The 19,062-nt window shown below is 65.6% G+C and carries 21 protein-coding genes and 1 tRNA gene; 8 read left to right on the plus strand and 14 right to left on the minus strand.

Annotated features, from left to right (window positions below):
- Positions 1-2 precede the first annotated feature (2 nt).
- Both VEC11_RS17530 and VEC11_RS17535 read right to left on the minus strand, forming a co-directional pair.
- Positions 3-2,141 (minus strand): peptidase domain-containing ABC transporter, encoded by a 2,139-nt coding sequence (locus VEC11_RS17530; protein ID WP_464135298.1) that lies wholly within the window; start codon positions 2,139-2,141, stop codon positions 3-5.
- Entirely contained in the window at positions 2,138-3,370 is a 1,233-nt protein-coding gene (locus VEC11_RS17535) for an HlyD family secretion protein (RefSeq protein WP_464135302.1), read from the minus strand. The genes VEC11_RS17530 and VEC11_RS17535 overlap by 4 nt, the downstream gene beginning before the upstream one ends.
- Positions 3,371-3,516: 146 nt before the next feature.
- On the opposite strand from VEC11_RS17535, the gene VEC11_RS17540 reads away from it, so the two are divergent.
- On the plus strand, positions 3,517-4,902 hold the full coding sequence (locus VEC11_RS17540) for an efflux transporter outer membrane subunit (RefSeq protein ID WP_464135305.1): 1,386 nt from the start codon (positions 3,517-3,519) through the stop codon (positions 4,900-4,902).
- 188 nt (positions 4,903-5,090) lie between these two features.
- Positions 5,091-5,699 carry a hypothetical protein gene (locus VEC11_RS17545; RefSeq protein WP_464135307.1) on the plus strand — a complete coding sequence of 203 codons (609 nt, stop codon included), beginning with the start codon at positions 5,091-5,093 and terminating at the stop codon, positions 5,697-5,699.
- Here VEC11_RS17545 and VEC11_RS17550 read toward each other — a convergent pair.
- From VEC11_RS17550 to VEC11_RS17560, 3 genes are all read right to left on the minus strand, one after another.
- Complete coding sequence (locus VEC11_RS17550) at positions 5,676-6,392, minus strand: hypothetical protein (protein WP_464135311.1); 717 nt, start codon at positions 6,390-6,392, stop codon at positions 5,676-5,678. The genes VEC11_RS17545 and VEC11_RS17550 overlap by 24 nt on opposite strands.
- Before the next feature lie 11 nt (positions 6,393-6,403).
- Positions 6,404-7,171, minus strand: coding sequence for an ImmA/IrrE family metallo-endopeptidase (locus VEC11_RS17555; RefSeq protein WP_464135313.1), 768 nt, complete (start codon positions 7,169-7,171; stop codon positions 6,404-6,406).
- Between the two features lie 67 nt (positions 7,172-7,238).
- Positions 7,239-7,562: a helix-turn-helix domain-containing protein gene (locus VEC11_RS17560; RefSeq protein WP_464135315.1), complete on the minus strand. Its 324-nt coding sequence runs from the start codon at positions 7,560-7,562 to the stop codon at positions 7,239-7,241.
- A gap of 124 nt (positions 7,563-7,686) precedes the next feature.
- Here VEC11_RS17560 and VEC11_RS17565 point away from each other — a divergent pair, with 124 nt between their 5' ends.
- Positions 7,687-7,902: a hypothetical protein gene (locus VEC11_RS17565; RefSeq protein ID WP_464135318.1), complete on the plus strand. Its 216-nt coding sequence runs from the start codon at positions 7,687-7,689 to the stop codon at positions 7,900-7,902.
- Between the two features lie 50 nt (positions 7,903-7,952).
- Positions 7,953-8,144 carry a YegP family protein gene (locus VEC11_RS17570; RefSeq protein WP_464135320.1) on the plus strand — a complete coding sequence of 64 codons (192 nt, stop codon included), beginning with the start codon at positions 7,953-7,955 and terminating at the stop codon, positions 8,142-8,144.
- 162 nt (positions 8,145-8,306) lie between these two features.
- Here the strand turns inward: VEC11_RS17570 and VEC11_RS17575 are convergent, their stop codons facing one another.
- A complete protein-coding gene (locus tag VEC11_RS17575; protein ID WP_464135323.1) occupies positions 8,307-9,593 on the minus strand; it encodes a phage major capsid protein in 1,287 nt (428 codons plus the stop codon).
- A 292-nt stretch (positions 9,594-9,885) separates the two neighbouring features.
- Here VEC11_RS17575 and VEC11_RS17580 point away from each other — a divergent pair, with 292 nt between their 5' ends.
- Entirely contained in the window at positions 9,886-10,545 is a 660-nt protein-coding gene (locus VEC11_RS17580) for a hypothetical protein (RefSeq protein ID WP_464135325.1), read from the plus strand.
- Here VEC11_RS17580 and VEC11_RS17585 read toward each other — a convergent pair.
- The 7 genes from VEC11_RS17585 to VEC11_RS17615 form a co-directional block, all read right to left on the minus strand.
- Entirely contained in the window at positions 10,542-10,781 is a 240-nt protein-coding gene (locus VEC11_RS17585; RefSeq protein WP_464135328.1) for a hypothetical protein, read from the minus strand. The two genes, VEC11_RS17580 and VEC11_RS17585, sit on opposite strands and share 4 nt — an antisense overlap.
- Positions 10,782-11,263: 482 nt before the next feature.
- Positions 11,264-13,576: a primase-helicase family protein gene (locus VEC11_RS17590; RefSeq protein WP_464135330.1), complete on the minus strand. Its 2,313-nt coding sequence runs from the start codon at positions 13,574-13,576 to the stop codon at positions 11,264-11,266.
- Positions 13,573-13,998, minus strand: coding sequence for a hypothetical protein (locus tag VEC11_RS17595; RefSeq protein WP_464135333.1), 426 nt, complete (start codon positions 13,996-13,998; stop codon positions 13,573-13,575). The genes VEC11_RS17590 and VEC11_RS17595 overlap by 4 nt, the downstream gene beginning before the upstream one ends.
- Before the next feature lie 302 nt (positions 13,999-14,300).
- Entirely contained in the window at positions 14,301-14,546 is a 246-nt protein-coding gene (locus VEC11_RS17600; protein ID WP_464135336.1) for a helix-turn-helix transcriptional regulator, read from the minus strand.
- Between the two features lie 156 nt (positions 14,547-14,702).
- Positions 14,703-15,902: a tyrosine-type recombinase/integrase gene (locus VEC11_RS17605; protein WP_464135339.1), complete on the minus strand. Its 1,200-nt coding sequence runs from the start codon at positions 15,900-15,902 to the stop codon at positions 14,703-14,705.
- Positions 15,903-16,087: 185 nt separating this feature from the next.
- Positions 16,088-16,178, minus strand: a tRNA-Ser gene (locus VEC11_RS17610).
- A gap of 105 nt (positions 16,179-16,283) precedes the next feature.
- A complete protein-coding gene (locus VEC11_RS17615) occupies positions 16,284-16,571 on the minus strand; it encodes a 4a-hydroxytetrahydrobiopterin dehydratase (RefSeq protein ID WP_464135342.1) in 288 nt (95 codons plus the stop codon).
- Between the two features lie 41 nt (positions 16,572-16,612).
- Between VEC11_RS17615 and VEC11_RS17620 the strand changes: the two genes are divergently transcribed.
- The 3 genes from VEC11_RS17620 to VEC11_RS17630 are packed head-to-tail and all read left to right on the plus strand — an operon-like array spanning position 16,613 to position 18,194.
- Positions 16,613-17,011: a metallopeptidase family protein gene (locus VEC11_RS17620; protein ID WP_464135344.1), complete on the plus strand. Its 399-nt coding sequence runs from the start codon at positions 16,613-16,615 to the stop codon at positions 17,009-17,011.
- Between the two features lie 11 nt (positions 17,012-17,022).
- Positions 17,023-17,556: a heme ABC exporter ATP-binding protein CcmA gene (gene ccmA, locus VEC11_RS17625; RefSeq protein WP_464135576.1), complete on the plus strand. Its 534-nt coding sequence runs from the start codon at positions 17,023-17,025 to the stop codon at positions 17,554-17,556.
- A complete protein-coding gene (locus tag VEC11_RS17630) occupies positions 17,553-18,194 on the plus strand; it encodes a heme exporter protein CcmB (RefSeq protein WP_464135347.1) in 642 nt (213 codons plus the stop codon). Before ccmA ends, VEC11_RS17630 begins: the two co-directional genes overlap by 4 nt.
- On the opposite strand, the gene VEC11_RS17635 is transcribed toward VEC11_RS17630, so the two are convergent.
- The gene (locus tag VEC11_RS17635; RefSeq protein ID WP_464135350.1) at positions 18,191-18,919 is read right to left on the minus strand and encodes a class I SAM-dependent methyltransferase; all 729 of its coding nucleotides are present in this window, start codon (positions 18,917-18,919) and stop codon (positions 18,191-18,193) included. The genes VEC11_RS17630 and VEC11_RS17635 overlap by 4 nt on opposite strands.
- Positions 18,920-19,062 lie beyond the last annotated feature (143 nt).

Below are 19,062 nucleotides of genomic sequence, written 5' to 3' on the forward strand. Positions count from 1 at the left end.
GCCTAGCGCGGCTCGCTGAACGACCTGGCGAGGCGCGGGCGGCGGTCGCGCTCGAGGATCAGGCGCCCCGCTTCCATCCTGAGCACGATGTCGGCCTTCTCGACCAAGGCGGGCCGGTGCGCGATCACCACGCGGGTGATCTGCAGGATCGAGAGCATCCGCGCGATCTCGTTCTCGGTCGCCGGATCGAGATTGGCCGTGCCCTCGTCAAGGAACAGGGCGTCCGGATCGCGGTAGAGCGCCCGGGCGAGCAGAATGCGCTGGCGCTGGCCGGAGGACAGGGCGACGCCCATGTCGCTGACCAGGCTGTGATAGGCCATCGGCATCCTGACGATATCGTCATGGATGCAGGCCAGGCGGCAGGCCTGCTCGATCCGCCGCTCGCTGGGCTGGGGATCGAAGAAGGAGATATTCTCGGCCAGCGTGCCCGACAGCAGATAATCGTCCTGCATGACAGCGGCGATCCGGCTGCGCCAGCCGCCCACCGTGGCCGGCCCGAGCGGCACCTGGTCGATGATGATCTTGCCCGCATTCTGCGGCAGCAGGCCCAGCATGATCCTGAGCAGGGTGGTCTTGCCGCAGCCCGACGCGCCGGTGATCGCGACGAAGGAGCCGCTCGGTATGTCGAGGGACAGGTCGGTCAGGATCGGCGGCTCCGTAGGGCCGTAGGAGAAGCTCAGCCCCTGCAGCTGGATGTGCGGGCTGGTCTGCACGGGGGCGCGGACGTTCGGCAGCAGGATCTCCTCGCGCTTCTCGCCGACGATGTCCGACAGGCGCTCGAGATGCAGGCCGAGCAGCCGCCATTTCTGGAATTGCGAGACGAGCGCGGTGGCTGAGGAGGTGAAGCTGCTGCGATAGGCGAGGAAGGCAAGCAGCAGGCCGACGGTCAGCCTCTGGTCCATCACCGCCAGCGCGCCGACATAGACGGTCAGCAGGAAGGACAGACTGAACAGGAAATCCTCGGCGAAGGAGAGTTTGATGCCCACCATGCGCGACCGGTAGGTGGCAGAGATCACCTCGGCATAGCGGTTCCGCCAGCCGCTCTCGCGCACCGCCTCGTGGCCGTGCAGCTTGATCGCCCGGATCGAGCGCATCGATTCCATGAGGTAGGTTTCCTCATTGGCGCGGGCCATGATCTCCTCCTCGGTGCACTGGCGAAGGCGCGGGAAGAAGATCTGGTTGAGGGCGAGATAGAGGAGGGTGACCGCAACGACGATGCCGGTCAGCGCCGGGCTGATCAGCATCATCACGATCAGGGTCGTCAGGAGCAGGACGGAATCGATCAGGACGTTGACGATACCCTTGGTCAGCAGCGACTGGATCGGCTGGATCGAGCCGATGCGCGAGAGCAGGTCGCCGACATGGCGGCGCTCGAAATAGCCGAGCGGCAGGCGCAACAGATGGCGGACGACATTGCCGCCGAGCTGGAAGGACAGGGATTCGCCGAAGGTCAGGATCACCCAGTCGCGCAGGGCCCGCGACACCGCGCTCAGCGCATAGACCGCGCCGAAGCCGATCAGGAGGATGGTGAGCAGGCTCACATCGCCTTGGCCGATCGCCTCGTCGACGACGAGCTGGATGAAGAAGGGGGTCAGCAGGGTCAGCAGCTGGATCACCAGAGAGAGCACGAAAATCTGGGTGAAGGGGCCGCGGAAATTGCTGAACTTGCTCCACAGGTCGCTGAGCCGGGTGGTGACCTTGGCCTCGATCGGCTTGAAGGCCGCGGTCGGCGTCAGGTCCAGCGCCACCCCGGTGAAGTGGTTGCTCATTTTCGCAACCGAGAGGCGGCGGCGCCCGCTCGCCGGGTCGACGATCGTCGCCATGCCGGCGGAGACGCCTTCCAGGACCACGAAATGGTTCATGTCCCAGTGCAGGATGGCGGGCTTCTGCAGCTTGTCCAGCTCGTCCAGCTCGAGCCGCACCGCGCGCGGCGCCAGCTCCAGGTCCGAGGCGATCGCCATGAGCTGCTCGAGCGTCGAGCCGCGGACCGAGGGTGGATATTTCTGCCTGAGGCCGGCCAGGTCGATCCGGTGCCCGTAATGGCGCGCGACCATGACGAGCGAGGCGAGGCCGCATTCCGCCGCCTCGGACTGCAGGACCGGCGCCTGCTGGCGCGACCAGGGCCAGTGGATGCCGCTCATTGCCGCAGCGGCCCGATGATCGGCCCGAGCAGCACCTGCCAGAGGCTGCGGCTTTCGAGCACGAGATTGGCGCCCAAGGTCATGCCCGGACGCAAGGTGCGCCGCTCGGCCGGCAGGCGGGGCGGCAGCTCGTCAATCCTGACGCGGATACGGAAGACCGGCTCCTCGATGCCGAGGCCCGGATCGAGATTGGTCGGCTCGGTCGGGACCCGCGACACCTCGGTCACCGTGCCCCGACCGGCGCCATATTGCTGATAGGGAAAGGCGTCGAACAGGATCCGCACCTGCTGCCCGGCCTGGGTGACGCCGACCGCGCGCGACGGCGCATAGAGCCAGATTTCCAGCCGGCTGTTCCGGGGAATGATGGTGACGAGCGACTGGTCCGGCCGCGCCCGCTGGCCCACGTCGATTGCGATGTCGCTGACCTCGCCGGCGATCGGCGCGGTCAGCTGGAGCCTGTCGGTGCGCATCAGGCCCGCCCTCTGCTCGGCAATGGCCGCGCGCTGGGCGAGCAGCACCGAGCGGGTGCGGCTTGCCTCGATCTGCCGCTGCGCGCCCTGCGCCTCGGCGTTGCGGAGCGTCGCCCGCTGGGCGATGACCCGCTCGGCCAGTGATTCCACGTCCGCCCGCCTGGCCAGCAGGGTCGAGCGCGCATCCTCGACCTGCCGCTGGCTGCCGGCGCCCTGGCGGGCGAGGCCGGTGGCGCGGCGGACGGCGGACTGGGCAAGATTGACCTGACCGGCGGCCAGGCTGCGCTGGCGCTCGAGCGAGGCGATGGAGGCGGTGAGGCTCGCGCGCTGCTGCTCGAGCGCCGCGGCTTCCGCCGTGCTGGCCTGTGCCGCCAGCTCGACCTGCCTCGCCAGCTCCCCGTCCTGATGGGCCAGCTGCTCCAGCTGGCTGCCGACCCCGTCCACGCCCTGGGCGAGCGAAAGGGTGACCAAAGGCTGGCCGGCGCGGACGAGATCGCCGTTGCGCACGTGGAACTGGCGGATTTCGGCGGCGGCCGACGGATAGACGCGGGCGATGCCGGTATCGTAGGCGACGATGCCGCGCACTCTGGCGGTGGTCGCGTAGCTGCCGAAAATGAGCAGAGCGACCATGACCGCCACGACCGTCGCGACGAGGATCGTGTACAGGCGCGAGGACGGCGGCACCGCAGCGACGACATTGCCTTCCAGCCTGTCGCGCTTGGCGTCTATCACTTCGGCGCGGAAAAGCGGTGCGTTCATGGCCCCCGGGCGAGCGGAATTTCAAGCCTTGGTCGCTACGATAGAGACCTAAATTCCTGGTTAACTGAAACAAAACCATAAGGATCGGGCGCGGCCGGCGGCGCTTGGCTAAACCAATCTTAACCGCGCGCTTTTATGAGCCGGGCATGCGCAAAACCGGCCTTCCGACGACCAGCCTGATCGCCGCCCTGGGCCTCGGCGCCTGCGCGCCCCGGGTCGCGCTCGAGCCGACGCCGGTCGTCCAGTCGCAGCAATGGAGCGAACAGGGTGTCCGGCGGGCCGAGGAGGTGGCGGAAGCGACCCCCGGCAGCGCAACTCTGGGCTCGGCCATGGGCTCCCCCGCGCTCGACGCGCTGATCGACCAGGCGAGCCGGCAGAATACCGACCTGGCCGTGGCAGTCGCCCGGATCAGGCAGTCGCGCGCCCTGCTCAGAATTGCCCGGGGGGCGATGCTGCCTGCCATTTCGGCCTCGGCCGGGATCAGCGCGACGCGCACGGACCAGACCCGCTTCGACTTCAGGGACGCGTTCGGCGGCCTTGACATCTCCTTCGAGCTGGACCTGTTCGGCGGCCGCCGGGCCGAGGCGGACGCCGCGCGCGGCCGCTTCCGGGCCACGGAATTCGACCGCGAGGCGGTCCTGCTCGCGGTGCAGGCCGACGTCGCGCGCGCCTTCGTCCAGCAGGCCACGCTCGCCGCGCGGCTTGCGCTCATCGACCGCAACATCGCCCAGCAGCGCGAGCTCGAACGGATCATCCGCGCCCGCGTCGATGCCGGCGAGGGGACCAGGGTCGATCTCGGCCTGCAGACCATCCAGGTTCGCCAGCTCCAGTCGGAGCGCTCCCGGCTGGAAGAGGCGCTCGAACGCACGCGCACCTCTTTGGCGGTCCTCGTCGGCGAGGAGGCGCCGCGCTTCAGGCAGTCCCCCGCCGCGCTCGAAGCCCTGGTCGTGCCCGCCGTCAGGCTCGTCCAGCCGACCGAGCTCGTGGCCCGGCGCCCGGACGTGCGCGCGGCGGAGGCCCGCATCCAGGCGGCCGGCGGCGACGTCCGCGCCGCCCGCGCCGCTTTCTACCCGCGCCTGACCCTGAGCTCGCGCGGCCTGAGCGAGGCGGCCGTCCTCGGCGGCCCGCTGAGCACGCTCTACTCCACCGGCGCGGGCCTGCTGGCGCCGATCTTCGACCGCGGCCGGCTGCGCGGCAATCTCGAATTCGCCGCCGGGCAGCAGGCGGAAAGCGTCGCGCTCTACCGCCAAGCCCTGCTCAACTGCCTGGCGGACGTGGAAAACGCCATTTCGGCGGTCAACCGCTCGGGCGAGCGGGCGGCGATCACCGGGGAGATCGTGGCGCAGGCGCGCGAGACGGCGCGACTGGCCCGCCTGCAATATCTGGAGGGCGACGCCGACCTGCAGCGCCTGTTCGATGCGGAGCAAAGGCTGATCGAGAACGAGGATGCCCGGCTGCTTACCCTGCAGGAGCGGCTCGAGGCGGCGATCGACCTGTACAAGGCGCTGGGCGGCATGCCGGCCCGGCTCTGACGGCGCGGCTTCAGGGGCGGACAGGACAAGCAGGGGTGGCGGAGCGGGAGGGAGCCAAACCCATCAGGAAAACGTGGGTAAATCGGCTCCAGTTGGGCCTTGACCCCCGATATGACCCCTGACGAAGAGTTCGCTTTGACCGTTGCGGCCAAACGTATCGCCGGGCACACTGATCATCCATTCGACAGATGACGCTCATGAACCGCGCTCACAGTATTCGACCCGAGTTGGTCAAAGCGTATCATGTGCATGATCGCGCCAGTTGGAGCGATAGGCTAGCCGTGCTGCGCGAACGAGACGCTCGCTACAAAGCGCTCAACGCCCTGTATGGCATAGACAGTACCTCCTACCATGGGCAGCCTGACCCCGCATACGACCGACGGTACAAGGAAATCGACGCGGAGTTTGACCCGCAATACGCGTTGATCGGCAAACAAGAGCGCGAGTGGGCACAGCGTTCCGATATGACGATCCCGGAATACCTATTTTTGGACAATTTCACCTCGGAGCTAAAAATCATCTGTGCCCGGCCTGACTTTGAAACGCTCCACTACTTCTCCTTCATCGAAGCCAAGGCGCAGACCCTTATCGCTCGCTGGAAGGCTGAATTCAGCTACGCGGGGATGCGCCCACGTGTCGAAATGGAGATCGAGGATTTCCGGTTCGCCCGGAAACGCTGCTGGAAGCACTTTGCATTTCAGCTTTGGGACATGGACGCTTGGAAGCAAGTTAGGGTGTATCGGAGAATCTATGCGCGCAGTTTGCGCAACGCGTTAGGCAGGAGCCGGCTCGCTTAATGAAAAACAAGGCACGCGGGGCTTGATTGAGCGGCCGGTGATCTGCCCGCATTGTCCGCATGGCTCCTCGGTCCAAACGGGATTCTTCACAATCTCCCTCACCGTCCTCGGAGGTTCATCGCGCGAGGCAAAATAGGACAGCGGAATGTCGGTGCGCTGGCGGCATGACGGGCAGCGCAGTTGCATGACGAGTCGGTCCTGCACTGCCTCGGCGAGGGTGAATTCTAGCAGCCACTTCTCGGGGATCATCTGGGCAGTGATGTCGTCACCACCGCGATTCTGAAGGGCTTTCCTGTTGATTAACACGTATCCAGCATTCCACGCCCTCCGCGCCAAATTCGTCTCCGACACCAGCGACGCGAGCCGAGTCGGCTGACGGTCGATCACCTGATATCGGGCGACCAGACCCAAGTGGAGCAACTCGGCTACTCGTGCCTCGATGCAATCGACACCCTTCTCAAGAGCCTCTTTCTCGCACTTGTTGAAGCGCGACAATACGCGCTCCGGGAAGTCGTTGGTCTGGCCAACATAGATCGGAAGGCCGGGCTTTCCCTTCTTATCTTCAAAGCGAGGGTCGCGGATGAGGTAGGTGATCCACTCCCCATCGCGTTGCTGCTCCTCGGCGCGGCGAGTCTCAGCGAGCACCCCATCCCACACCGCTCTCTTGGCCGGATCAGCGAAATACTTGGCCATTTGAGATACTGCTAGCCGAAGCGATTGAAGCGGTCGAAAGCGTCTTCAACGTCCTCCTCCTCCCATCCGTCGGGCAACACGCCCAACTCTTCGAACACCAGCAGGGATATGGTCATCTCATACTTATCCGCGAAGATAGCGACCTCCCGCGTCGGCCGGTTCCACCAGATGCCTGAGGACAGATTCACTCCCTCAGCAGAAAGCAGCCTGTCCCCATCTGCCGCGAGCGACCCAGGCGGTAGCTCCATCCCATTGGGAAAGTAGATGCGCGCGCGTCGCGCCGCGGCACTCGGGCGAGCCCAGACCACGTAACCATTTTCGGCGACAACCACCGCAGCACAGAGACGGGTACTTTCAAGCCACTTGAGGGCCGCGGCTGTGAGTGAGACCTCATACCGGTCAGCGCAGTGGCGGAGGAGATCGAGTGTCATCCTCTCGCTGCCGACCTGAGCCCTAAAGTCGTCGAGCGGCATGAGCAGATACGATGCAAAGCGGTCCGCCTCTTGCTCCTGTTTGCGAGTGCCGCCCAACACATCCGACTGACTGCACTCGAAGCCGACGGGCGCGGCGGTGCGGTGGCAAAGGTAATGACCCCACTCATGCCCAAGCGTGAAATTGATTCGGCCGGGCGAGGAGATGGACGGATTGTAGAGTATCGCCCATCCACCCCGCTTGCCGAGCGGGTACAGAGCGCCTTCAAACCGCCGCACGTCGGCCTCGGCGATCTTCAAAACGGGGTCATTGAATCGTTTGGAATATTCGAGAGCGATCTGCCGCACATCAACGGGGAACCGAGGCCCCCACATGGTGACGAGGGTGTTGGCCCAAGCGCAAGGCGTAGTCGGGTCAGTCCTCATCGCTCAGCGCGTCCAAGATGCGCTGCAAGCGCGCCTTATCGGGGGGATCTAGCTTCTGATACCGGCGGTAAAAGGCGGTGTCGGCGACATCCTCGCTTGGGTCTGTTTGCGATGCGTCAATCAGGAACGCGGACGTCAGGCCCAAGACCTCGGCTATACGTTCAAGCTTCTCCGCCGAGGGTCGCGCGACGTCCTTATTCTCCAGTTCCCACATGTAGCTCTTTGAGCTGCCGGTGGCTTGGGCAAGTTGCTCCAACGTAAGCCCCTTCTCGCGGCGGAATTGCTTAATCTTGTCCCCCAAAGGCGTCGGCATCGTCCCTCCACAGAAAACTGGTCGGGTTCGCGATAACGAGACTGCGAGTGCTTGACAACCGAACTCGTAATCCCCATACGTCGTGTATGGCAGTTACGAACCCCTGCCAGAAAGGAGGTCGAGGATGAGTAAGGGCAAGAGCGGCGGCCACTATCGCAGCGCGATCAGCGGTCGGTATGTCACGACGGCTCACGGGCAGCGCAGCCCGCGGACGACCGTGCGGGAGGCCAGCGGCAAGAGCGGCAGCACCGGCGGCGCCTATCGCAGCGCGATCTCCGGCCGCTTCGTGACGACTGCGCATGGCAAGCGCAGCCCGCGGACCACCACCCACGAGAAGTAGTTTGGCGGCGCCGCCGGTAGGCGGCGCCGCTCGTCTTAGGAGAAGTCAAAATGGCGACGGTCACCTACCCCTGCTATTGGCAGAAGAAAGACAACGGCGGCTTCTGGTACTGGATCTATTACGCCTCCAACGGCAAGGCGATTTCGCGCAGCAGCGAGAGCTACGTCAATCGCACCGACTGCTCCCACTCGATCAACATCATGAAGGGCTCCAGCGCCAATCCGGTCTTCTACACGGACTGAGATCGATGATTGGCAGGTCGCGAACTCATTAGCCGGTGCCGGTGGCCCGAGATCACAAAACAGAGGGTCGGGAATCCTCGGGTGCTGGACGCCCGCCCTCAGCATTCTATGGCCATTCTAGCCAGCCGTTACCCATCCATGAAGCGAAGCCGGGAAGCTCGATTAGACCGGCAGGCGGAGGAACCGCAGCGCATTCGGATCGGCAAGGCCGCCACCTACGCGCTTCGTCACATAGAACATGACATAGGGCTTGTTGGAGAACGGATCGCGGAGGATGCGCGTCCCGAGCCGGTCATTGATGACATAGCCCGCCCTGAAATCGCCGAACGCGATGCAGATGGACCCGGCAGTCGGCCCCGGCATGCCTTCGTCGATCTCTACCGGGCGCCCGAGCAGCGTGGCCGGCTGACCGCTGATCAGGCCTTCGCGCCAGATGTAGTTGTCGTCCCCGTCCTTCATCTTTGAGATGAGCGCGGCGGTGAGGCTCGACATGAGCCAGGTGGCGTTCTGGCGATACGGCGCTGTGAGGCTGTAGAGGAAGTCCACCAGCGCGTCCGGCGTGATGGCAACCTCCGTCACGTCGATGGCGCCACCCGGGTGCACGGCTTCGTTCGCGGCGCCCTCGGCATAGGTCAGGAGGCCGTAGGGCTTGTTGGTGCCGTTGCCGCTCAGGAAGGCGATGCCCTCCTGCCGGTTGAACTCGCGCTGGACGGAATCAGTCAGCCAGCGCTCCACATTGATCCCGGCATCATCCAGCAGCCGCTGCGTAGCGATCGGCATCGCGTAAATCTCGCCGGTCGGAAACACGAGCGGGGAGAGGCTGGCATTGCTCGTCGCCGGGCGCGCGGCAGTCTCGCCAACCCATCCCGATCCCCACTGGTCGTTATTCCAGAGGGTGGAATAGGCGCCGACGCTGGTCACCTGCACCTGGGCCAGCCGACGCATCGGCGACACGGCCCGGAGCGCCTCCGAGATGCGGCGATCCCATTCGACCGGGGCCAGATAGCCGCCCGCCGAGTTGTCCCCGATGCTCATCGCGGCGTGGACGGTGGCGCGGTCTCCGGTCCCATTGGCGGTGCGCAGATAGTCCTCACCGTCGCCGCGTCGGAAATGGGAGGCGAAGGTGCGAGAATAGTCCGGGTCATAGCCGGGGATCGCATTGACCGGGCCGGTGACCCCGCCGTGCGATGGGACGATGTTCCCGTTCACCTGCTCTTGGATCGCCTGCATGGCGTCGGCGAGGTTCTGAACGCGATTATCCTGCTGCGAGCAGAACGTCTTGAGCTCATTGGTGAGCTGGTCGAACAGGGCGCGCGGATTGTCGGCATTGGCGTGAACCGACAAGGGGACTCCGCTGAGGGCGCTGGCCCGGCGGAGAGCGGCGGGGAAGGTCGCGGCGCCGGGGCGAATGATCCCCGCACCCGCCGGACGCGTGTGAATGTGCTGCATGACAGCCTCCAAATTCTCGGATTGGTCAGCGGCGCGAAGGTCCGGATGACCCCAGCCCAAAAGGCAGCGCCCGGCGTGCCCGCGTAGTTGAGGTCAGAACAGCGTCCGGCTTGCTCCCAACTCGACCTTGCGGGCCGTGTATCGCGGAGCGATAGTCCAGAAGAAACCGCGAGGCGTCACGACAGCGATGGCAGCAATTACGTTGACATGTCCCAGGTGCAGCAAAGATGCGATAGCGCCGGACGAGGGTGGTCGGCTACTGATCAAACTGGCCCGGAGAGGGGCTGCGCGCGTGACTTGCGACAACGGTCACTCCCTCGCCATTGTCGTTCAGCACCCCAAGTTTGACGTGCTTGCAGAGATAGCCTGCCAAGCCATTCTCGACGGGTATCCGAGGGAAGCGGTCGCGAGCTTCCAAGCATCACTTGAACGTTTCTACGAATACTTCTTCTTCGTGCTCTCTGATGTCAGAGGCATCCCGATTGAGGAAGCGGAGAAGGCTTGGAAGGCGGTAGCGAAGCAGTCTGAGCGACAGCTTGGCCTGTATGTAGCGGCCTATCTCTTCCATTTCGGTGAGCCGCCGGCACTGCTCCCCAATGCGATGGTGGCCTTCCGCAACCGCGTAATCCACCAAGGCGATATTCCTGAAGAAGATGAGGCAATCGCGTTCGGGCAGGCGGTATTGGACATCACCTACGTGATGCTTCGGGACTTCAGTCAGAAGAACATCGGCGCCTGCACGGGTTACATCAAACGGGAACTCGCTGAGCAGGCGGAGTTCAGACAGCCGGGCGATATCAATGTGAACGCCGTTTGGAGGCTGATCTACAGCTACAATGTTCCCGGTCCACCGACCTTCGATCTTGCTCAGGAGATCAAAGAGCGGCGCGAGGCCCGAGCTCTGCGCGTGATGGTTGATGCTGAGAATGCGAAGGACAGGGACCGGGCCTAGTGCGTTTCGATCCTGACCTGCTGCTCGATCACGTCCAGCACCCCTCTAAGCCATTCGACGCCGCCTCTGCGGGAACCCGCCAGATCGCTCGCAAGGTCGAATGCGGCATAGCCTAGCCCGATGGTGATATCCTCATAGCTGACGCCATAGCTCTGCGCCTTTGCGGCGAGAGAGCGCCCAAGGGTGCGGACCTTCTCAATGGCCTCCATGCTTAGGTCTTCATCGTTCCCGGTCATGGCTTACCTCATGGATCCACGCGCGCGGGCGGACCCGCCGGTGCGCGCGCCCGCGGGGGACTGCGCGCGAATTGCGAATTTGAAAGACGAGCATCGGGTGCGAAATGCGAATTAGCATTCACGCTCGTGGCCGCCGCCGGTCCGCAAAGGGCCAGCCGGAAACTTTTCAACCGGGGGGTCATCGCCGCCTCCGTCGATAGCCAAAGGATGGCGCGTGCCACTCAAGGCCAGGATCGGCCGCAGCCGCCTGCCGGGTGGCGCGATCAAGGAGGATCGCCGGGCGGGACGTCACAAAATAGAGGAACGCCGCCCGCGCGGACGTGACCACGAAGGGCATCCCCAAGAGCCGAAGGGGACGGGGGACGGCTAAATCGCCCGATCCGGTTTCCCGTAAGATTAAATACTCCTTCGTCTCTCGATTAATTCCAGCGGAACTACGAAACGGCGTTTTCTCCGTCCCCCGTCCCCTTCCCCTCTCTTGGTCACATTGGCTCATCGAGGCTCACTCCTTCAGGATTGGTCAGATGCTCCTTGATGTCCGCCCACCGCGCATCCGCGTCCGGGGTGAAGTTCATCACGACCGCTTCGCGGGTCGCCCCAAACTTGGGTCGCATTGCGTCGGCCCAGACAGTCACGCCTCGGACCTTCCGCATCGCGGCGATGATCGTGGTGAGCCGTTCAAGGCGCTTGTCGCCGAAGTCTATTCCTCGCTGGCGCGCGATCCACCGCCTCACGTCGCTGACCTTGAGGATCACTCGCCGGTCCAGCCCGACCAGATGCTCAGCGAAGGACATAGCGAGGTTCTGGCCCTCGGACCGCGATCCTTCGGCAATCGCCTGTTTCCGCTTCGATCCCGGAGCATGGTCCCCGGTCCGCACATAGCCGTGGGTGGAGACATACTCCTCAGCCCAGCGGGCGATTATCCCCGGCCCGTCGCCCTCGATCCACGAATACAGACTCTCCCACCATTCGCGGGGGCGCAGCGTCTCCGCCACCGTCGGGACGAACCACCGCCGATCCTCATCGTCCAGATGGAGCGCGGCCAGCGAATTGGAACACGCTATGACCGTCGCCCAATTCTGGAGCGTGTATTGTTTGACGTGCTTCTCATTCACCTCGCACTCGTCGTCGGCCAGCACGCCTTTGAGGTTGTCGTAAGCCTTGCGGCTGGCGCCCGAGTAAATCTCAGCGAGGAAGATGAGGCGACGGCGCGCCAGCCAGCCATTGAACTGGCTCTCCACAACCGACTTTTCGGAGGGGAAGCTGATGTTGGCCGCGCCGATGAGTCGCTTGAGGATATTGGCGAGCGTATTCTTGCCGACGCCTTGAGTGGTCGAGATGAGCAGGAGGCCGTACCTCATCCGGATCGCGGGCCGGGCGATCAAGGTGGCGAGCCAGCGCGAGACCACGGCCCGCTCATCCGGGTCCGGGATCAGGTGTTCCAGATATTCGAGCCAAGGCCCGGCCTCCCCGTCCCGGCTCCGAATGCGTGGGGCCTGATAGACGTTGAAGCAGCGGGCGCCGTCCACGAGGATCGTGCCGGGCGCGAAGGCGGGATTGTAGATGAGCCGGTCATGCTGGCACTCGATTTGCCCAAGCAGCTTTGAGGCCGTGTCCTTCACGTCTGAGAATGGCGCGGCGAGCGCGTTAAATTCATCCGGCGAGCGGTCGCGGCTCGGATGGTGGCGGAAGATGAAGCGGGGTGGCTCCACCGTGTAGGCGACTGTCTGCGCAAATTCCGGCCGGACGATCACCGTGGGCCGTCCGCGGCGTTCCGCGGGCAGCACCTGGGTGGCTCTAGTGGCCGGGAGCAAACAATCGTCCAGCGAAGGCCCGATATAGCTGCCGGAGGCGTCGAACAGCGTCTCCGGCCATTCATCGCCCAAATCGTGGCCCTCCGGAAAGCGCTGGTCGAAGGCGAGGATGAAGACATTGGCCGGGAAGAAGCGGGCGATCCGAAGCGCTGCCCGGATGCCTTGCCTATCGTTATCTGCCACGATTACCACGCGCCGCCAGCCGAGCCGCGAGAGCGCCGGCCAGTCGCTCCGGCCAATCGCGTGAACGCCGCCGATCCAGCCGAGATGATGGCCTAGGCGCATGTCATCGAACCACGGGAAGCGGGAGCTATCGCCCGCCTCGATCAGCGCCTTCACCCGCTTCGCGGCCTTCGCGCCTTCATGGACGAACAGGGTGCACGCGTCTTGATGACCGGGGAGGCCGAAGAAGGGCATGACCTCCGGCTCCATCTTGCGCCATTGGCCGTCGCTCCAGCGGGTCCACGGAATGAAGCCCTTGCCTCCGTCCTGTGTCGAATAGCGCTGGTGGATCATCACGACCCGGCCTGCGAAGTCGTGGCATACGAATACATCTGGATCGGAGAGAGTCACGCCGGGGGGCGCTTCCGCAACTGCGGTCAGAGCGACGTGCTTGGGAAACTCCACGCGCCGGAAGGCATCGTGGATCAGCGCCTGTTGCGCTTCCGTGGGTGCGATCGCCGGATCGCTGACCTCAATCGTGCCATCCTCGCCAAAGGTGATCCGGGCCATGGGCGCCGGATAGCCATCCCGCATCTCGATCACGCGGGCCGTCCTGAAATTTATCGGCTCGGCGTCATGCTCGCGAAGATAGTCGGCGACGGGATCCAGCTCGGTCAGGCTCGACACCATCCCGATCCTCGCTGGCGCTTCCTTTTGAATCGGAGCCGACGCATTCCCGTCGCGGGAACGATCCTCGTCCACCTCCGCGCCCGCTCCTTCCGCTTCATGGGGAGCGGGCGCATTTCCCGGATCGGTCATCCGACAATCTCCGCCTCGGCAGCTATGGCGCGCTCAATGCGAGCGCGGAGCAGGCTCACGTTCACGGTCAGCGCCGTTCGCATGAAGCCGCCGCTCAGGTAGCCGGTGGACAGGTTCAGCGTTGCGGTCGGCAACGTGGCCGTGCTGCCGTTCTCGAGCGTGACGATGGTGAGCTGGTCGGCGCCGGGATTGATCCGCATGGCCTCCCGCAGCTTCGTGGCCGCGATCCCCGACAGCCGCACCGACTGCCCCGCGCCGATCTCATCGACATAGAACAGCGCAGCGGCGGCATCGTCGATGCTCCACAGGCGGCGACCATCGGCGGGCGGCACGAAGCCGAGATACCCGGTGGCGATGTCGTCGCCCATCTTCTTACGATCCCAGCCGATGAGTCCGGCCAGCTTCTTGGTCTTGATTTGCATTGCACGTCTCCTTCCGCCCGGAATTATTCGGCGGGAGAAATTCAGAAGAAACGGCGGGGCCGATACGGACCGCGCGGGCCTCGGGAGGCGCCAACCGGGAGGGCATTGCCAACGGTTAGGTCGCTCAGGCCGAGGCGATGCTCCGTCCACAGACCTTGGGCGTATTTCCAGGCGTTGCTTTTGTCGCAGAACGTGAGCGTTCGCTCCGCCCCGTCCGACAACGGCGGCTCCACCGTGACCTCGAAGCCCTCCGGCACTGGCCGGATCACCACGATAGGTTTGGCTTGTCCCATGACGGCGGCTCACGCGCAGGGCCGCAGTGGTCGCTCCCTCGCGTCACGCTCCGCTTTCCGCCGTTCCAGCCACGCGTGGACTTCATCAGCCAGCCAGCCCTTGGAGCGGGGGCCAAGCTGGATTGGAGCACTGAGGCCTTCCTCGGCCATTAGCCGCTCAATTGCGTTCCGGGAGAGGCCGAGCAGCGCCTCCAAGTCACGCTGACGGTAAATGATGCGGCCTCCTTGGGCCGCTGAGTTGTCGGGGATAGTCACTTGTCGGTTCCTTCCAAAGCAAGTGCCTAAGGCACCAGGAAGACGCTCTGAGCAGCGCCCGACACCTGATCGTCCCCCGAATAACTCCAAATACAAATGGTTTTTTTCGGCTGAATTCCGCCGTTTTTTGTCAGCGCGCGAGCACCTGTCCGCGAATCATGCCCGGATCGGGACCACTTTCGCCCCGGACCGCGAATCACCGGCGCAGCACGCCGCCCAATCGACCATTAGCCGTTCGCGCTTCTGGAATAGATCGCCGCGCCGATACGCGGCTTCGACCGCGTTTCCGATAGAATGGGCAAGCGCCATTTCCACCACCGGGGCCTCGTGCGCGGTGACCTCGGATGCCCAGTCGCGGAAAGTGGACCGGAAGCCGTGAACCGTGAGGTCCGTTCGCTTCATCAGCTTCAGCACCTTTAGGAGCGCCATGTTGCTCATCGGCTTGCCCTTCGACATGACGCTGATGAAGACAAACTCGCCCTCGGGGTCGCGGGGGAGGGCCTTGAGCAGTGTGATCGCCGCATCGCTCAACGGGACACGATGTTCGCGCCGGGCCTTCATCCGCTCCGCCGGGATCGTCCAAACTTTCTTGTCTAGGTCGATCTCAGACCAACGGGCGCCAAGCACTTCCGAGGTCCGCGCGGCGGTTAGGATCGCAAATTCGAGTGCGCGCGGGGCGATGCCCTCCCGCTTCCTAAGAGCAGCCATGAATGCCGGCATCTCAGCGTAAGGCAGAGCCGCATGGTGCTGAACCTTCCGCACCTTCACCTTCTTGGGAAACAGGGCTTCAAGGCCCCCGCGCCAACGCGCCGGGTTGTCCCCGGTCCTCAGCTTAAGAGCCGAGGCAAAGTCCAGCACCTTCTCAACCCGCTCGCGGACGCGCTTGGCCGTCTCAGGCTTGGCGCTCCAGATCGGCTCCAGCACGTCGAACACGTCTGACGCGGTGATCGCCGACACGTCCATTTTGCCGAGGCCGGGAAAGGCGTACGCCTTGAGCGAGGATCGCCACTGGCGCTCACTCTTGAGGTTGCTCCAACCGGGCTTCATCGAAGTGATGCACTGATCGGCCACGTCCTCGAAGGTAGTGGGCCTGGGCTTCTTGTCGTCCCGGGCGTCGATTGGATCCACTCCCCGGCGGACAGTGCGGAGCAGGTCGATAGCGGTATTGCGGGCTTCCTCCAGCGACACGAGGTCCGCAGACCCTAGGCCCATCTCGCGGGAGCGCCCGCCCATCGTGAAGCGAAACTCCCAGCGCTTCCGCCCGGTCGATCCGATGATGAGCCACAGGTTGTTGCCGTCGCCATATTTGCCCGGCTCCTTGAGGCTCTGGACCTTCTTCACCGTCAGCTTGCCCATCGTGATTCCCTCTAGTCAGCGAGCCGCCCCAGCGGCCATTGACCCCCGTTCTAACCCCCGATGCGGTGCAAAATCTACAGGTTTCTTAGGGCATCTAAAAAGCGCTCACCCGGCCCACGGTCCTTCAAAAGCGACGGAAAACAGCCGTTTCTAGGGCTGACTAGGGTGTTCGGGAAAGTGGGTGGTGGCGGAGCGGGAGGGATTCGAACCCTCGATACGGTTTTGCCGTATACTCACTTTCCAGGCGAGCGCCTTCGACCACTCGGCCACCGCTCCGCACCGAACCCGATCGTTCGCCGCATCGCGACGGGCGTGAATCGGGTTCGCAACCAATTCGCACTGGAAGCGGGTCATCTACTGGCGTGATGCCGCGAGGGCAAGCTACCCGGCGATGGCGTCGATCTTCGCGGCGAGCGCGATGTCCTTCCGGGTAACGCCACCGGCATCATGGGTCGAAAGCAGCACGTCCACCCTGTTCCAGACGTTCGACCATTCGGGATGGTGATCGGCCTTCTCCGCCGCCAGCGCGACCCGGGTCATGAAGGCGAAGGCCTCGGAGAAGTCCGCGAACCTGAAGCCTCGCGCGATCCCGTTGCGTCCCGCGTCGAAGCGCCAGCCGGCAAGGCCCGCCAGGGCGGCCTCGCGTTCGCTTTCGGTCAGGACTGCCACGGCTCTTCCTCCTTCGGCTGCTCCCCTTTATGTCCGCAGCGATGGGGACGGGTCAAACCTGGGCGCCGGACGCGGCGACGATCGAGCGGCTCGCCGAGCAGGCGATCGCCCGGCTGCCGGCAAAGTTCCGCCGGCATCTGACCAATGTCGTCCTCCGGATCGAGGATTTCGCCGACGATGCGGTGCTCGACCAGCTCGGCATCGAGGATCCGTTCGAGCTTTCCGGCCTCTATACGGGCCGCCCGGTCAGCGAGGAGACGAACTGGGCCTCGGGCGAGCTGCCGCCGATGGTCCATCTCTACCGCCGCCCCCTGCTCGACGAATGGGTGGAGACCGGCGTCGCGCTCGAGGATCTGATCACGCACGTCATCGTCCACGAGATCGGCCATCATTTCGGCTTCTCCGATGCGGACATGCACCGGCTCGAGGATCAGGCGTGAGTCTGCTCGCCATGCAGGGCGTCGCCTGCCTGCGCGGCGGCCGGCTGCTGTTCGAGGGCCTGGACCTGGTGCTGGCGCCGGGCGCCGCCGCCCTGGTCGAGGGGCCGAACGGAGCCGGCAAATCCTCCCTGATCCGCGTCGCCGCCGGCCTGCTCCGGGCCGCCGCCGGCACCGTGTCGCGCGGCGAGGCGGCGCTGGCCGACGAGCATCTCGCGCTCGACGAGCGCCAGCCGCTGCAGCGGGCGCTCGCCTTCTGGGTGAGGGACGCCGCGCCCGGCCTGGCGGCGATGGGGCTGGCGCCGCTCGCGGCCGTGCCGGTCCGCATGCTCTCCACCGGCCAGCGCAAGCGCGCGGCGCTGGCGCGGGTGATCGCCGCGGGCGCGCCGCTCTGGCTGCTCGACGAGCCGGGCAACGGCCTCGATGCGGACGGCCTCCGGCAGCTCGAAGCGGCGATGGCGGCGCATCGCGCGGGCGGCGGCGCCATCCTCGCGGCGACGCACCAGCCGCTCGCCTTGCCCGACGCGCAGAGGCTGGTGCTGGCATGACCGGCCTGGTCCTGCGCGAACTTAGGCTGGCGCTGGCGGGCGGCGCGGCGGCGCTGCCGCTCATCTTCTTCCTTTTGGTCGCGACCCTCTTCCCGTTCGCGATCGGGCCCGACGGGGCCCTGCTCGCGCGGGCCGGCGGCGGCGCGCTCTGGACCGCGGCCCTCCTCGCCGCTTTGCTGCCGGTCGACCGGCTGGTGGAGCCGGACCGGGCCGCGGGCGTGCTCGACCAGCTCCACCTCAAGGGCTTCGGCGAGGAGACGATCGCGCTCGCCAAATTGCTCGGCCACTGGCTGAGCTTCGGCCCGCCGCTCATGCTCGCCGCCTTGCCCGCCGCGGCCCTGCTGAAGCTGCCCGCCGAGACGCTCTGGCGACTGGAACTCGGTCTCGCCATCGGCACGCCCGGCCTCGCCGCGCTCGGCGTCGGCGTCGGCGCGCTCACCGCGGGCCTCCGCCGCTCCGGCGCGCTCGCCGGCCTGCTGCTGCTGCCGCTCGCCGTGCCCGTGCTGATCTTCGGCGCCGGGTATCTGGAGCGCGGCAACGGGAGCGGCGCCCTGCAATTGCTCGGCGCGGTCTCGCTGTTGCTGGTGGCTGGAGCGCCCTTCGCTGCCGGCGCCGCGATCAGGGCCGGTCGGGACTAGCCCTTCGACCAGCGCGCGAAGATCGCCGTCGGCAGGAGCAGGCCGCGCGCTTCCTCGCGCACCGCCATGTCGCCGCACTCGACCCGGCCGCCAAGCTCGCCGAGCGCCTGGTTCAGCAGTTCGCCGATCGCCAGCGCCGACATGCGCACCGCATAGACGGTGAGGACGAGGAAGCGGCTGTCGGCGTCGAGCAGCTTGCGGCAGTCGGCGATCAGGCCGGGCAGGCCTTCCTCCAGCCGCCAGACCTCGCCCTCGGGGCCGCGCCCGAATTTGGGCGGGTCGAGGATGATGCCGTCATAGCGCCGCCCGCGCCGGACCTCGCGCGCGGTGAATTTGGCGGCGTCGTCGACCAGCCAGCGGATAGGCCGCTCCGCCATGCCGGAGAGCGCCGCATTGGCCTTGCCCGCCTCGGCCGACTTCTTCGAGGCATCGACATGAGTGAGGCGCGACCCGGTCGCGCTCATCGCCAGGGTGCCGACGCCGGTATAGCCGAACAGGTTCAGCGCTTCCGTGCCGTCGCCCAGCCGTTCCCGCATCCAAGCCCATTGCGGCGCCATGTCGGGGAAGAAGGCGAGGTGGCGGAAGGGGGTGCACTGGGCGCGGAAGCGGACCTCCTCCCAGGCGAGGTCCCACCCCTCGCGCGGCACGGGCCGGGCGAATTGCCAGCGGCCGCCGCCTTCCTCGTCCGAGCCCGGGATGAACTCGCCGTCCGCGTCCCACTCCATTGACGCAGGCGCCCAGAGCGCCTGCGGCTCGGGCCGGATGAAGCGGTAAGGCCCATAGCGTTCGAGCTTGCGGCCGTGACCGCTGTCGACGAGGCCGTAATCGGCCCAAGGCTCGGCGATCAGGGTGTCCAGAGCGCCTTCCG

Origin of the sequence: Allosphingosinicella sp. (assembly GCF_035626655.1) — a bacterium.
Lineage (GTDB): Bacteria > Pseudomonadota > Alphaproteobacteria > Sphingomonadales > Sphingomonadaceae > Allosphingosinicella.